This window comes from Streptomyces sp. NPDC091280 (genome assembly GCF_044768565.1).
Classification (GTDB): Bacteria; Actinomycetota; Actinomycetes; order Streptomycetales; family Streptomycetaceae; genus Streptomyces.
In genome coordinates this window covers 59,908-72,464 of the sequence record NZ_JBIVUZ010000006.1, presented here as the reverse complement: position 1 = coordinate 72,464, position 12,557 = coordinate 59,908, and the positions used below count along the sequence as shown (strand labels likewise).

Below are 12,557 nucleotides of genomic sequence, written 5' to 3'. Positions count from 1 at the left end.
AACGCCATGAAGCTCGATGGGCCGGTGACCGGTGGGCCCTGCTGGGTCGAGCTCGGGACCAGTGACCTCGAGGCGGCCGAGCGGTTCTACGCGGACGTCCTCGGCTGGCGTCCGGAGACGGATCCCCGGCAGGAGGCGGGCGGCTACACGGTCGCGCACGTCGGGGACACGGCGGTCGCCGGGCTGACCCCCTTGTTCGAGGAGTCGCAGCCGGTGGCGTGGAACGTGTCGTTCGCGGTGGCGGACGCCGACGCGACCGCCGAGCGGGTGCGTACGGCGGGCGGGACGCTGCTGATGGAGCCGGCCGACGTGTTCGACATCGGGCGCTTCGCGGTCGCCCTGGACCCGGGCGGGGCCGTGTTCCAGATGTGGCAGGCGCGGTCCTTCCCCGGCGCCGGGCTGTTCAACTCGCCCGGCGCGCTGGGCTGGGTGGAGCTGCTGACACGGGCGCCCGAGCGGGCCGCGACCTTCTACCCGACCGTGTTCGGCTGGACCCTGCGGCCCTCGGCGCACTACCCGCAGTGGGGCATCGACGGCGCCGACTTCGGCGGCATGATGACGATGGACGAGAAGTTCCCGCCGCAGGTCGCGCCGCACTGGCTGCCGTACTTCGCGGTCACCGACGTCCACGCGACCGCCGCCGCGACGACGGAGGCGGGCGGTGCGGTCCTCATGGAGCCCCATGCCCTCGCCGACGTACGGCGGATCGCGGTGCTGCGGGATCCGCAGGGCGCGGTGTTCGGGGTGCACGCGGCGGGCGCGGCGGCCTGAGCCCGTCCGCCGCGCGCACCCCGCCGTCAGGCGAGCCGGGTCACCGTCAGCCGGTCGATCACCGGGGCGTACGCGGAGCGTTGGCCGTACTGGTTCGTGGAGTGGCCGTCGTGGTCCGGGAGTTCGTCGGCGGTGAAGGTGAGCGTGTTGGCGCCCTCGTCGAGGGTGACGGGGACGGTCAGGTCGTGGAAGTTGTTGAAGTGGAAGGTGGTGGGGAACAGGACGCGCTGCGGGGCGGCCCCGTTGACCGCGATGTCCGCGTGGCGGCAGACCGGGTCCGGGTTGTAGTGGGTGGCGGGCGCCTGTTCGCCGTTCGAGTAGCGGATCGTGAGCGCGTGCCGGCCTGCTCGCTCCGCCGTGACGGTCAGGGTGAGGGCGTTCCCGGGTCCGGCTCCGATGCCGTCGACCGCCTTGCCGCCGGTGGCGAAGGTGTGGGCGCCGGTGACCCGGGCCCCGCCGGTCGTGGTGCCCTCCTGCGCCGGGTACGTCGAGGTGGCCAGGAGGCCGCGTGACGGCTCTGTGCGCAGGCGGTCCACGACGAGCCGGTCGGACGTGGCGGTGACGGTGACCTTGTTGATGCCCGCCATGAGGAAGAGAGGGACGAAGGATCGTTCAACAATCCCCTCGTCCCCTCCGGTTGCAATCCTTCCATCCTCTCCAACCGCGATCCCCTCGTCCGCTCCGCCCACCGTCCCCACGTTCTCGCCGTTGACCGTCAACTCGCCCTCCCCCGGGCCGATCCGGTCGATCGCCACCGCCGCCTCCCCGGCGTCCGCCGCGTGCACCCAGAAGGTGGCGCTGCCGCCCCGGGGCAGTACGGCGACACCGGGACCGGAGGCCCCCCGGATCGTGTGGTCGACGCGAGCGCCACCCGCCAGCGCGGCGAACTCGGCGTCGTACAGCGCGGACCCGGCCCGTCGCTCGTCGCGCAGGGCGAGGTCGAGTTTGTCGACGACCGCGTCGCCCCGCGTGACGCCCAGGTCGGGGTCGATGGCGGCGAGGGTGATCGTGTGCGCCCCGGCGGTCAGTTCGACCTGGGTGTCGGTGTGGCCCCACACCGCCCACTTGTAGCCGAGCGGGAGCCTGAGTTCGCGCGGGTCGCGGCCGTCGACGCGCAGGAAGACGTTGGTGGGTCCCTGCTCGCGGACCGCGTCGGCCAGGTTGTAGGAGTTGGCGAAGACGCTCACGTCGTACGTCCCGTCCTGCGGGACCTCGACCGAGAAGGCGAGCACGCCGTCGGAGCCGGTGCGCAGTCCGCCCACGTGGTAGCCGGTCGACGTGGCGAACCTGTCGACGTCGGACGGGGAGCCCTCGGGCCCGTTCAGGGAGCGCCCGCCGCCGATGTAGGCCGCGTCCTCGGCCTGGTACGTCCGCCGCCAGCCGACCGAGGGCGGCGACGCCACGGCACCCTCGCCTCCCGGGGACAGGATCACCTGGTAGGCCGACATCTCCTCCAGGTCGGTCAGACGCAGCGTCACTTTCCCGTCCAAGACGGGGAGTTCATGGTCGGCGAGCCGCAACGGCTGGGCGGAGGCGCCGACTTGACCCGTCCAGGGGATCTCCAGGAGTCGCGCGTGCACGGCCATACCGAAGACTTCGGGGTCGACGTGCTCGAAGACGACGTCGGCCGCGCCGGCCGAGCCGCCGAACAGCACCCGTGCCTGTCGCTTGTCCCGGTCGAGCGCGGCGACGCCCTGGAGGGTGTACTGCGCGTTCGGGTGGGGCGCGGCGACATGGACGGTGTGGCCCGTGAACTGGCCGTAGGCGTTGAACAGCCACCACTGTCCGTTGCCCTTGTTGGCCTCGACAGCCGAGTCGTTGAGGTTGCCGTCGATGTTCCAGTACGCCATGTCGGCGTCGACCTTGGACTCCTCGATCGCCGCGATCCACTGGATCATCTGGCCCGGGACGGACAAGTGGTAGTTGTGGGCGTACTCGTTGATGTTGACGGGGAGCGGGCCGATGCCCAACTCGCGTTCCAGGGCACGGTACTTGGCGACGTTCGTGCGGATCTCGTCCGGTGAGGACAGCTCGTGCCAGGTGACGACGTCGGGCAGTACGTCCTCGGCCGCGGCGAACTCCAGGAAGCCCCTGACCTCGTCGTAGAGCTCGCACGTGTTGGGGCCGGCGATGCGGGCGCCGGGGTCGAGTTCCTTGATCAGGCGGTAGATGTCCCGCCAGGCGGTGAAGTAGGCGTGCGGGTCGGTGCGCCAGGAGGTTCCGTCGTGGCTCCACTCCCCCGTGCCGAACATGTTGCCCTCGGGCTCGTTGAACGGGACGTACACCACGTGGGACCGGTACTCGCCGAGTTCCAGCACCTGTTCGACGTGCCTGCGGACGCGCGCGGTGAAGTCGGCGAGGCGCTCGGGGCCGGTGGCGCCGGGCCATTCGTAGGGGAAGCCGCGGTAGATGTCGGTGAGGTAGACGTAGACGTCCCGGCCGCCCGCCTCGACGAAGGGGCGCAGTATCTCCAGTGCGTCGGCGCCCGGGTGCTGGGTGCCGTCCTGGGCCTTGGTGGAGACCGTGCGGACGTACATGCCCTCGACGACGTTCCGGCTGGGCACGCCGTCGCCGTAGAGGCCGTAGAGCGTGCCGCTCGCACCGCCGTGGAAGGGGCCGGTGTCGGTGCCGAGGTCGATGGTGAGGGTCTCGGGGGTGGAGGCTTCGGCTGCCACGGCATCAATCCCTTGTTCGACATGTCGTACGACAGTCGGTGTCCCGAACCGACCTGGTCGAACGTAGGGAGATCACGCGCCCCACGTCAACGGTCGGGCACCGTCCGCCTGCGGCGGCTCAGACGCGCAGCACGCCCAGCCGCCCTTCCAGCTGGACCAGCAACTCGCCGAGCAGGGTGGCGAGTTCACCCTGCCCGGGGGTGTCGAGACCGGCGAGCACGGTGGTCTCGTAGGCGAGTTGTTCGGGCAGGATCTCGTCGACGAGGTCGCGGCCGGCGTCCGTGAGGCGGACGTGGGCGACGCGGCGGTCTCGGGTGTCGCCGCGGCGCTCGACGAGTCCGCGTTCGGTCAGGTGCTTGAGGCGCTTGGTGACGGCGGCGCCCGAGGAGAAGGTCTCCCGGGTCAGCTCGCTCGGGGTCAGTTCGCGCCCGGTGCGGCGGAGCGCGCCGAGCAGGTCGAACTCGGGGCGGCTGAGCCCGGCCCGGCGCAGCGGCGCGTCCTCGGCCTGCTGGAGCAGGGCGGCACAGCGGTTGATGCGGCCGATGATCTCCATCGGCCCGGTGTCGAGGTCGGGGTGCACGCTCTGCCACTGCCCGACGACGGCGGCGACGGTGTCGTGGCGGGGCACGCCCGGAGAGGTCGGGCGGGTCGCGGCGGTCCCGTCCGCCGACCGCCCGTTCGCCTCCGCCGTTAGTTCGTTCGTCTCCGCGGGCCGGCCGTTCGTCTCCGCCGGTCGTCCGCTCGTTGACGTCATCCCCGTGCGCCCTCCGTCTTTCTGCCCGTGAGCCGTTCCCCAGCCGGCCGGGGAAGCGGTCCCCGGCGTCGTACCGTCGCGGCGAGCGTACGGTGTCCGGACCGTTCGGCGAGCACGACCCGCTCCTGGGGCAGGGCGCGCTGCCACCACTCGCCGGAGGCGGCGTCGACGGTGGCGCGCAGTTCGACCAGCGCGGCGGCCAGCGCGAGGTGCGCGGACGCCGGCGCGCCGGGGGTGGGGGCGGGTTCGGCGAGGAGGCGCGCGGCCCGCGCACGGGCGACTTCCACCGCGGTGAGCGCTTCTTGTACGCGGTCGGTCGCGCGGCGGTTGGTGACGGCGACCGCGGCCACGAGGCCGACCAGGGCGCCGACGAGGGTGTCCACCACCCGTTGGGTGATCAGCTCCCCGGGCTGCTGGGTGCGGGCGAACTCGGTGATGAGCAGGGCCATCGGGGTCACGCAGACGCTGCCGAGCCAGTAGTTGCGGCCGATCAGCGCCTCGGCGCCGAAGTTGAAGGCGAGGCAGCACAGCACGAGGACCACCGGACGGGCATGGGCGAGTGGCGCCACGGCGGCGAACACGAGCACGCCCGCGAGGTTGCCGACGACGCGCTGCACTCCCCGGCCCCAGGTGAGGCTGATGTTGGCCTGGTAGAGGGAGGCGGCGGTGACGAGGGCCCAGTAGGGGCGGCCGACCCCGAGGGCGAGCGAGGCGTATCCGGCGAGCGCGCACCCGATCGCCGTGCGCAGCACGAGGGGGGTGAGCGGGCCGAGCCTGGTCCACAACGGGCGGGCGGGGGCGGCGAGTTCGGCGTCCACGCCGAGGAGTTCGGCCACGGCGCCGGCCGGGTCACCGGTCTCCGGGACGGGTCCCCTGCCGCGCAGCGCACGGGCCCAGGCGCGGAGCGGCTCCGGGTCGGCGTCGGCGGGCGCGGCGAGCGCGACCTCGGCGCGGACGACGAGGCGTTCGAGGGCGCGCCGGGGTCCGGTGGCCGGGGTGCCGGTGGCGAGGAGGGACTGCCAGGCGGCGTGGACGGCGGCTGCCGCTCCGGCACGCGCGCGTGCCCGCGCCCGTGCGGGGCCGTGGTCCTCGACGGCGTGCGCCTGGGCGGCTCCGGCGCCCCGCAGGGCGGCGTACGCGGCGACGGAGTCCAGTGCCTGGGCCGTGGCGCGGCGCTCGGGGCCGTAGGGCCGGACGAGGGCGGGGGCCATGCCGACGAGCCACGCCCAGCCGCCCGCCACGGCGGCGAGGGCGAGGTGACCGGGGACCTGCGCGAGGGTCTGGGGCGCGAAGAGCGAGGCGGAGCTGATGAAGGTGAGGACGACGTTCCCGGGCGGGCCGATGCGGGTGGCGTCGCACAGGCCCTTCTGTACGGCGGCCAGGGCGGCGCCCACCGTGACCAGCACAACGGCGTTCGCGGTGAGGGAGGCGGTGACCAGGGCGACGGCGAGGCCGCCGACCATCCCGAGCACCACCCACGCCAGGGCGCGGGCCCGGGCGGCGTAGGGCTTGTTGTGGGCGTAGAGCGCGCACAAGGAGCCGGCCATCGTGTACATCGCGAGGTCGAGGCGGCCCAGGGCCAGGAGGGTCAGGTTGGGCGGGGCGACCGAGGCGACCACGCTGAGCGCGGGCTTGAACCAGATGTCGGAGGGCCGGCCGAGGCGCAGCACACCGGCGAGGGGAAGGCGCCGGACTCGTGGGGTGGGGGTCGCACTGCTCATGGGAGAGAAGTTTAGCAGGTGTTTTACTCGTGAAACATATCCGCGCTCCTCACGTGCTCCCCGTTTGCACCGTTGCGCTCGCTTGCGCCCCATGCGGCAGGGGCATCCTGTGACCGATCGTCCACGAAGAGTGATCACAGGGGTGGAACGGGGACACGCATGCACGGATCGGCTTCGCCCGGCTGGCTGCTGGTCGCGCTCTGCGCCGCGACCGGGGCCTACTGCCTGTTGCGGATGCGCAGCCCCGTCGCGGAGCAGCGACGGGCCGCCGGCGGCGAGGCCCTGATGGGCTTCGGGATGGCCGCGATGGCCGTGCCCGCCGCGGTGTTCGCACCGCCGTCGTGGGCCTGGCCCTGCTACGCGGCGGTGTTCGGCGCGGCGGCGCTGCGCGCCCTGTGGACCGCGCGCAGGAGCCCGCACCACGTGCACCATCTCCTGGGCACCGCCGCGATGGTCTACATGGCGCTCGTGATGGGCGCCTCCCCCGCCCACCACCACGAGCACGACGGCTCCGGAGTCCCGCTCGTGACAGGCGTGCTGCTCCTCTACTTCGTGGGGTACGTGCTGCTGTCGGGCATACGGCTCGTCCCTGTCACCGGCGCCGCCGCAGGTACCGGCGTCCGTGTCGGGTGGGGCGACCGGCCGGAGCTGGCCCGCGCGTGCCGGTTGTCGATGGGGATCGCCATGGTCGCGATGCTGCTGACGCTCTGAGGGACAGAAGGAGCGGTCGATGCGGCGATCGGGGGCACTGTACGGAATCGTGGTCTGCGTCACTTTGCCGTCACAAGCCGTACCCCTGATCACCGCGGCGCTCATAGGGTGCTCCCATGATGGTCCCCGCGGCACTGTTGCTGCTCGGCGCCCTGGCCGCCGTCGTCGCCCCACGGCTGCTCGCCCGGGCCGACTGGCCGGACCATGAACCGGTGCTCGCGCTGTGGGTGTGGCAGTGCGTCGTGGCGGCCGTCCTCCTGTGCTGCGCCCTGTCGATGACACTCAGCGCCGCCGCCGCGTGGCAGGCGGTGCGCGGGCACGTCTTCGCCAATGCCCCGCACGCCGTGCTGGACGCCTATCCCCTTGTGACGACCGGCCCTTGGGCCGCGGCGACCGCGGTCGCCCTCGCGTGCGGCGGCGCCTGGACGGTCGCCATGCTCGTCCGTGAAGTCCTACGGGCCCGGTCGCGGCGTCGGCGGCGCAGGGCCGAACTCCTGGTGCGCGCACCGCTGTTGCCCGGCGAGGAGCCGGGCGCCGAGCCGCTGGTCGTGCTGGAGGGCGAGCGGCCGGACGCGTGGTGGATGTCCGGTCCCGCGCCCCAACTGGTCATCACCACGGCCGCGTTGCGACGGCTCAAGGGGCGGCAGCTGGACTCGCTGCTCGCCCACGAGCAGGGGCACGCGCAGGCCCGGCACGACTGGCTGCTGCACTGCTCGGCGGCGCTCGCGACCGGGTTCCCGCAGGTCCCGGTGTTCGCCGCGTTCCGGGACGAGATGCACCGCCTGGTCGAACTCGCCGCCGACGACATGGCCTCCCGCCGCTTCGGCCGCCTCACGACCGCGCTCGCACTCGTCGAACTCAACGAGGACCGCGGGGTGTTCGGGCCGTGCCCGACCCCGCACGCCCATGTTCCGCAGCGCGTGCACCGGTTGCTCACACCTCAGGACCGGCTCACGCCGACCCGCCGCCTCGGGCTGACGGCGACGGCGGCACTGGTACCGGTCATCCCGGTGCTGGTGGCGTTCGTACCGGGGCTGCGGGCACTCGGCTGAGGCCGACGCGGACCGGCGCGGACCGGAGCGGACCGGAGCGGACGGGCATGGACCGGAGTGGACGGGCGTCGACCGACACGGATCGGCATGGAACGGCACGGATCGGCGAGGATCGTCGTATGCGCCGCCCCTCCCGTCCCACCCGCCGCCCCACCACCGTCGTCCTGGTCCTCGCCTTGGCCCTGTGCTCCGCGCTGCTGCTCACCCTGGTCGCGGTCGAGTGGCGTCCGCTGATCGGTCTCGACGACCGGATCGCCGCGACGACGCACCGCTGGGCGGTCGAGGAGCACGGGGTGACGCGGGTGTGCCGCGTGCTGACGGACTGGGTGTGGGACCCCCTCACCCTGCGTCTGCTCTGCGCGGCCATCGCGGTGTGGCTGGTGTGGCGGCGATCCGCGTGGTGGACGGCCCTGTGGCTGGCGGCCACCTGCGCGCTCGGCACACTGCTCCAGCAGTCCCTGAAGGCACTGGTCGGCCGTGCCCGCCCGGTGTGGCCCGACCCCGTCGACTCCGCCCACTACGCGGCCTTCCCCTCGGGCCACGCCATGACCGCCACCGTGGTCTGCGGCCTCCTCCTGTGGCTCCTGCGCCGCCACGACGCCGGAGCCGCCGTATGGCGTACGGCCATGACCGCGGCCGTGGTCTCCGTGGAGGGGGTGGGACTGACCCGGGTGTGGCTGGGGGTGCACTGGCCCTCGGACGTGGTGGGCGGCTGGCTGCTCGGCGCGTTGCTGGTGGCGGCGGCTGTCGGGGTGTACGAGCGACGGTGGGCGTCGGTGAGCCGCTGAGTAGGATCACGGTATGAGCGCCGTCCTGTTCGACTTCTCCGGAACCCTCTTCCGTATCGAGTCCACCGAGTCGTGGTTGCGGGCAGTGCTGCGGGAGACCGGGATCGCGCTGCCCGAGCCGGAGTTGGCCGACGCGGCGCGGGCGCTGGAGGCGGCGGGGGCGATGCCGGGCGGGGCGCAGCCGGAGCGACTGCCCGCGGAGTGGGCCCGGATGTGGGCGGTCCGGGACGAAAGCGCGGAACTGCACCGTGCCGCGTACACCGGCGTCTCTCGCCAAGTCCCGCTCCCCGACCCGGCGTTGCACGACGCGTTGTACGACCGGCACATGACCCCGGCCGCCTGGACGCCGTACCCGGACGCGGAAGTCGTGCTGCGGACACTGCGCGAGCGTGGCATCGGTGTGGGCGTGGTGAGCAACATCGGCTGGGATCTGCGGCCGGTGTTCCGGGAGCACGGTCTCGACGCCTACGTGGACGCGTATGTGCTGTCGTACGAGCACGGCATCCAGAAGCCGGATCCGCGGCTGTTCGCGGTCGCCTGCGAGGCGCTCGGGGTGGAGCCGGAGGACGTGCTGATGGTCGGCGACGACCGGCGCGCGGACGGCGGGGCGGCGGCCCTGGGCTGCGGAGTGCACTTCGTGGACCACCGCCCGGTGACCGAACGGCCGGACGCCCTGCGCCCCGTGCTCGACCTGGTCGGTCAGGGCTGAGCCGGGGCCGGCTCCGGAAGTCCGCGAGCCGGCGCCACCCGCCGGATCACCCCTGATATCCCTCCACCTCGGACTCGGGGCGCACCCGCGCCTCGTCCGGATCACCGCCGAACTCCACCTTGGCGCGGCGCTGCCTCAACAGGTCCCAGCACTGGTCGAGTTCGCGTTCCAGCTGACCCAGACGCTGGTGTTCCGTGGTGCTGTCGATCGCGCCGGACGCGAGTGCCTCCCGGAGCTTGCGCTCGTCGTCGACCATCTCGTTGATCCGCGCGAAAATCTGCTGGTCCCGGTCCATGTCCGTGCGCCTCCTCGGCTCGTCACCCGTGCCCACTCTAGGGACGGTTCACGAGCCGTGCGACAGGTGTGCGAGAAGGCGGTGGCGGACACCCGGCGAAAAGTCGCCCCGGGAAACCATCGGGGCGAAAAGGAAGCCGCCCGCCTGAGACGATCCCCCGCGTCGCCCCAGACGGACGGCAGCATTCGACGGGCCCTCGCGACGGGGACCCGGACACCCTGAGTATAGTTGGCTGATAGCCAGTCAACGCAGGAGTTACAGCATGTCCCCGCGAAGCGCATCGGTCAATGAAGAGTTGCGACGGCGTTCCCGGGAGCGGCTCCTCCAGGCGGCGGTGGAGCTGGTCGGCGAGCGCGGCTTCGAGGCCACGACCTTGGGCGACATCGCGGACCGGGCCGGTTCGGCGCGCGGACTGGTGTCGTACTACTTCCCCGGGAAACGCCAACTGGTGCAGTCCGCCGTGCACCGGCTGATGCACCGCACGCTGGAGGAGGCGCTGGAGCGCGAGCCGCGCACCGCGGACGGGCGGGAGCGCATGGCACGCGCCATCGACGCGATCCTGGGTCTCGCACAGGACCGGCCCGTGCTGATGCGCCAGCACATGGCGGGGCTGCTCCAGGGCGAGGGCTTCGTGCAGTGCCCCGAGCAGCGGCGCCTGGCCGAACTGCTCGGGGAGACGATCGCACGGTACGGGTCGGGCAGCACCCCGTCCGACTACCCGATGCTGCGGGCCCTCCTCATGGGCGCGGTCTACGCCGCGCTCGTGCCCGGGGTGCCGATGCCGATCCCGGTGCTGCGCACCGAGCTGTTCGAACGGTACGGACTCGACTGGGAGTTGGGGATCCCGCCCGAGGCCGCCGGCACACCGCGCGCGGCGGCCGAGACGGACCTGTCGCGGTTCTTCGCGACGGACGGCCCCACTACGGACGACCAACCCACCGAGCCCTCCGCCACCTAGACCGTGTCCGCACAGTCCCCCCGCCCGACTCACCTGCTCAGCGCCGTGCGTGACGAGGCGTCAGATATCCAGCGTCCCGCGCCTGGGAGATGAGCCGAAGCGAGCGTCGCCGGCTGTGCCCGGTCGCGCACATCACCGCGAGCACCGGATCGACGCCTTCCTCCTGCGCGGCCCGGTACTCCTGGGCGACCAGCCACCGCCCCTCGATGCCACGCGGCCAGGGCGGCCGGGCCCGGCGCGCTCCGCCCGGCCCGACACCCTCCTCCCCTTCGTCCGGCGGACCCGCCTCCATGCCGCACGCCTCGAAGATCGGCCCCTCGATCCAGTCCGCCAGTACCGTCAAGTCGTCGAGGGACAGGGCCGGTTGGGCCCGTACGTCCTCGACGGAGACGCACTGGTCGCAGATCACGGCGAGGGCGTCGACCCGGGCGCCGTCGGTGAAGGACAGCCGGACGTGGAACCACGAGGTGGCGCCGTCGCGCTCCTGCACTTCCCAGGCGGGCCACACGGACACCGCGCCGTCCTCCGGGCAGCGATCGGAAAGATTAACAAAGGATGCTTCTAGCACATACGCAACGTAACCGCATGATCACATTCCATACGAACGGACACGCACGCCTCCACCGCGTACGGGTCCGCACGGCACCCTGTCAGCGGAGCCCCGTAGGTGGGACCCTGGAGTCGCCAGCGGTCTGGCGATTCAGCGACCTCCTGTGTGCCTGACGGGTGAGGAGTTCCGCCGTGCTGCGTGTCGCCGTCGTCGGTTCCGGGCCGAGCGGGGTCTACACCGCCCAGAGCCTGGTCCAGCGTGAGCCCGGGGTGCTCGTCGACGTCCTGGACCGGCTCCCCTGCCCGTACGGTCTGGTGCGCTACGGCGTGGCACCGGACCACGAGAAGATCAAGTCGTTGCAGAACAATCTGCGCACAGTGCTGGAGCACGAGCGGGTGCGGTTCCTCGGCGGGGTCCCGGTGGGGCCCGGCGGGCTGAGCACCGTACGACTGCGGGAGCTGTACGACGCGGTCGTGTACTGCGTGGGCGCGGCCACCGACCGTCACCTGGGGATTCCCGGCGAGGAGCTGCCGGGCAGCTGGTCGGCGACCGAGTTCGTGTCCTGGTACAGCGCCCATCCGGACGCGACCGCCGACGGTTTCGCGCTCGGCGCGCGCTCGGCCGTCGTCATCGGTGTGGGCAATGTCGCGGTGGACGTCACGCGGATACTGGCGCGCGGCACGGCCGAGCTGAGCCGTACCGACATACCACAGGCCGCGCTCACCGCGCTGGCCGCGAGCGGCGTGACGGACATCCACATGGTGGGGCGGCGCGGTCCCTCGCAGGCCCGCTTCACCACCAAGGAGCTGCGCGAACTGGGCGGTCTGCCGGACACCGAAGTGATCGTGGATCCGGCCGAGTTGGCGCTCGACCCGGCCTGTCAGGACCTCGCGGCCCTGCCCGCCGCGCAGCGCCGCAACGTGGAGACGCTGCGCAGCTGGGCGGCGCTGCCTTCCTCGGGCGCCGCCCGCCGTATCCACCTCCGCTTCTTCCTCCGCCCGGTCGAACTCCTCGCCGCGGCCGGGCAGGTGGGCGCGGTGCGTTTCGAACGGACCGCTCCGGACGGGCGGGGCGGGGTCCTGGGCACTGGTCGACTGATGGACATCGAGGCGCAGTTGGTGCTGCGTTCGGTGGGCTATCGCGGGGTGCCGCTGGACGGGCTGCCGTTCGACGCCGAACTCGGCGTGGTGCCGCACCGGTTGGGCCGAGTCCTGCGTGAGGGGCGGCCCGCGCCCGGCGAGTACGTGGCCGGCTGGATCAAGCGGGGCCCGACCGGCGTCATCGGCACCAACCGCCCGGACGCCAAGGAGACGGTGACATCCCTGCTGGAGGACGCCTCCGCGCTCGCACCCGGGGAAGCGTCCACGGATCCGCTCGCCGCGCTGCGGGCCGAGGGGATCGAGCCGGTCGAATGGTCCGGCTGGGAGGCCATCGAGCGGGCCGAGGCCGAGCTGGGCGCCTCGCTCGGGCGCGGCGGTGTGGTCAAACTGCCGGACTGGGAGGCCCTGTTGGCGGCGGTGCGTGGGTCGCACACCTAGCCGAGGGGCATGACACACAGCGGCAACAGCACAGA

12 protein-coding genes are annotated in these 12,557 nt (G+C 72.6%); 7 read left to right on the top strand and 5 right to left on the bottom strand.

Translation table 11 applies throughout. The features are described from left to right. Nucleotides 1-6 precede the first annotated feature (6 nt). Nucleotides 7-771 carry a VOC family protein gene (locus tag ACIQPR_RS19090; protein WP_403649524.1) on the top strand — a complete coding sequence of 255 codons (765 nt, stop codon included), beginning with the start codon at nt 7-9 and terminating at the stop codon, nt 769-771. A 26-nt stretch (nt 772-797) separates the two neighbouring features. On the opposite strand, the gene ACIQPR_RS19085 is transcribed toward ACIQPR_RS19090, so the two are convergent. From ACIQPR_RS19085 to ACIQPR_RS19075, 3 genes are all read right to left on the bottom strand, one after another. After that, a complete protein-coding gene (locus ACIQPR_RS19085) occupies nt 798-3,446 on the bottom strand; it encodes a cellulosome protein (protein ID WP_403649521.1) in 2,649 nt (882 codons plus the stop codon). A 118-nt stretch (nt 3,447-3,564) separates the two neighbouring features. Next, complete coding sequence (locus tag ACIQPR_RS19080) at nt 3,565-4,200, bottom strand: MarR family winged helix-turn-helix transcriptional regulator (protein ID WP_403649518.1); 636 nt, start codon at nt 4,198-4,200, stop codon at nt 3,565-3,567. After that, the gene (locus tag ACIQPR_RS19075) at nt 4,197-5,921 is read right to left on the bottom strand and encodes an FUSC family protein (protein ID WP_403649516.1); all 1,725 of its coding nucleotides are present in this window, start codon (nt 5,919-5,921) and stop codon (nt 4,197-4,199) included. Before ACIQPR_RS19075 ends, ACIQPR_RS19080 begins: the two co-directional genes overlap by 4 nt. Nucleotides 5,922-6,080: 159 nt before the next feature. Here ACIQPR_RS19075 and ACIQPR_RS19070 point away from each other — a divergent pair, with 159 nt between their 5' ends. The 4 genes from ACIQPR_RS19070 (at nt 6,081) to ACIQPR_RS19055 (ending at nt 9,181) form a co-directional block, all read left to right on the top strand. Next, complete coding sequence (locus ACIQPR_RS19070) at nt 6,081-6,632, top strand: DUF5134 domain-containing protein (protein WP_403649513.1); 552 nt, start codon at nt 6,081-6,083, stop codon at nt 6,630-6,632. 116 nt (nt 6,633-6,748) lie between these two features. Beyond that, on the top strand, nt 6,749-7,684 hold the full coding sequence (locus ACIQPR_RS19065) for a M56 family metallopeptidase (RefSeq protein WP_403649511.1): 936 nt from the start codon (nt 6,749-6,751) through the stop codon (nt 7,682-7,684). A 119-nt stretch (nt 7,685-7,803) separates the two neighbouring features. After that, entirely contained in the window at nt 7,804-8,472 is a 669-nt protein-coding gene (locus ACIQPR_RS19060) for a phosphatase PAP2 family protein (RefSeq protein WP_403649507.1), read from the top strand. A 13-nt stretch (nt 8,473-8,485) separates the two neighbouring features. Further along, complete coding sequence (locus ACIQPR_RS19055; protein ID WP_403649504.1) at nt 8,486-9,181, top strand: HAD family hydrolase; 696 nt, start codon at nt 8,486-8,488, stop codon at nt 9,179-9,181. Between the two features lie 46 nt (nt 9,182-9,227). Here ACIQPR_RS19055 and ACIQPR_RS19050 read toward each other — a convergent pair whose 3' ends face one another. Beyond that, nucleotides 9,228-9,476, bottom strand: coding sequence for a DUF2630 family protein (locus ACIQPR_RS19050; RefSeq protein WP_403649502.1), 249 nt, complete (start codon nt 9,474-9,476; stop codon nt 9,228-9,230). Between the two features lie 262 nt (nt 9,477-9,738). On the opposite strand from ACIQPR_RS19050, the gene ACIQPR_RS19045 reads away from it, so the two are divergent. After that, nucleotides 9,739-10,434, top strand: a complete 696-nt coding sequence (locus ACIQPR_RS19045) for a TetR/AcrR family transcriptional regulator (protein WP_403649499.1) — start codon at nt 9,739-9,741, stop codon at nt 10,432-10,434. 37 nt (nt 10,435-10,471) lie between these two features. Here the strand turns inward: ACIQPR_RS19045 and ACIQPR_RS19040 are convergent, their stop codons facing one another. Then, nucleotides 10,472-10,948, bottom strand: a complete 477-nt coding sequence (locus tag ACIQPR_RS19040; protein ID WP_403649496.1) for a DUF6214 family protein — start codon at nt 10,946-10,948, stop codon at nt 10,472-10,474. A gap of 227 nt (nt 10,949-11,175) precedes the next feature. Between ACIQPR_RS19040 and ACIQPR_RS19035 the strand changes: the two genes are divergently transcribed. Further along, on the top strand, nt 11,176-12,522 hold the full coding sequence (locus tag ACIQPR_RS19035; protein WP_403649493.1) for an FAD-dependent oxidoreductase: 1,347 nt from the start codon (nt 11,176-11,178) through the stop codon (nt 12,520-12,522). Nucleotides 12,523-12,557: the final 35 nt, after the last annotated feature.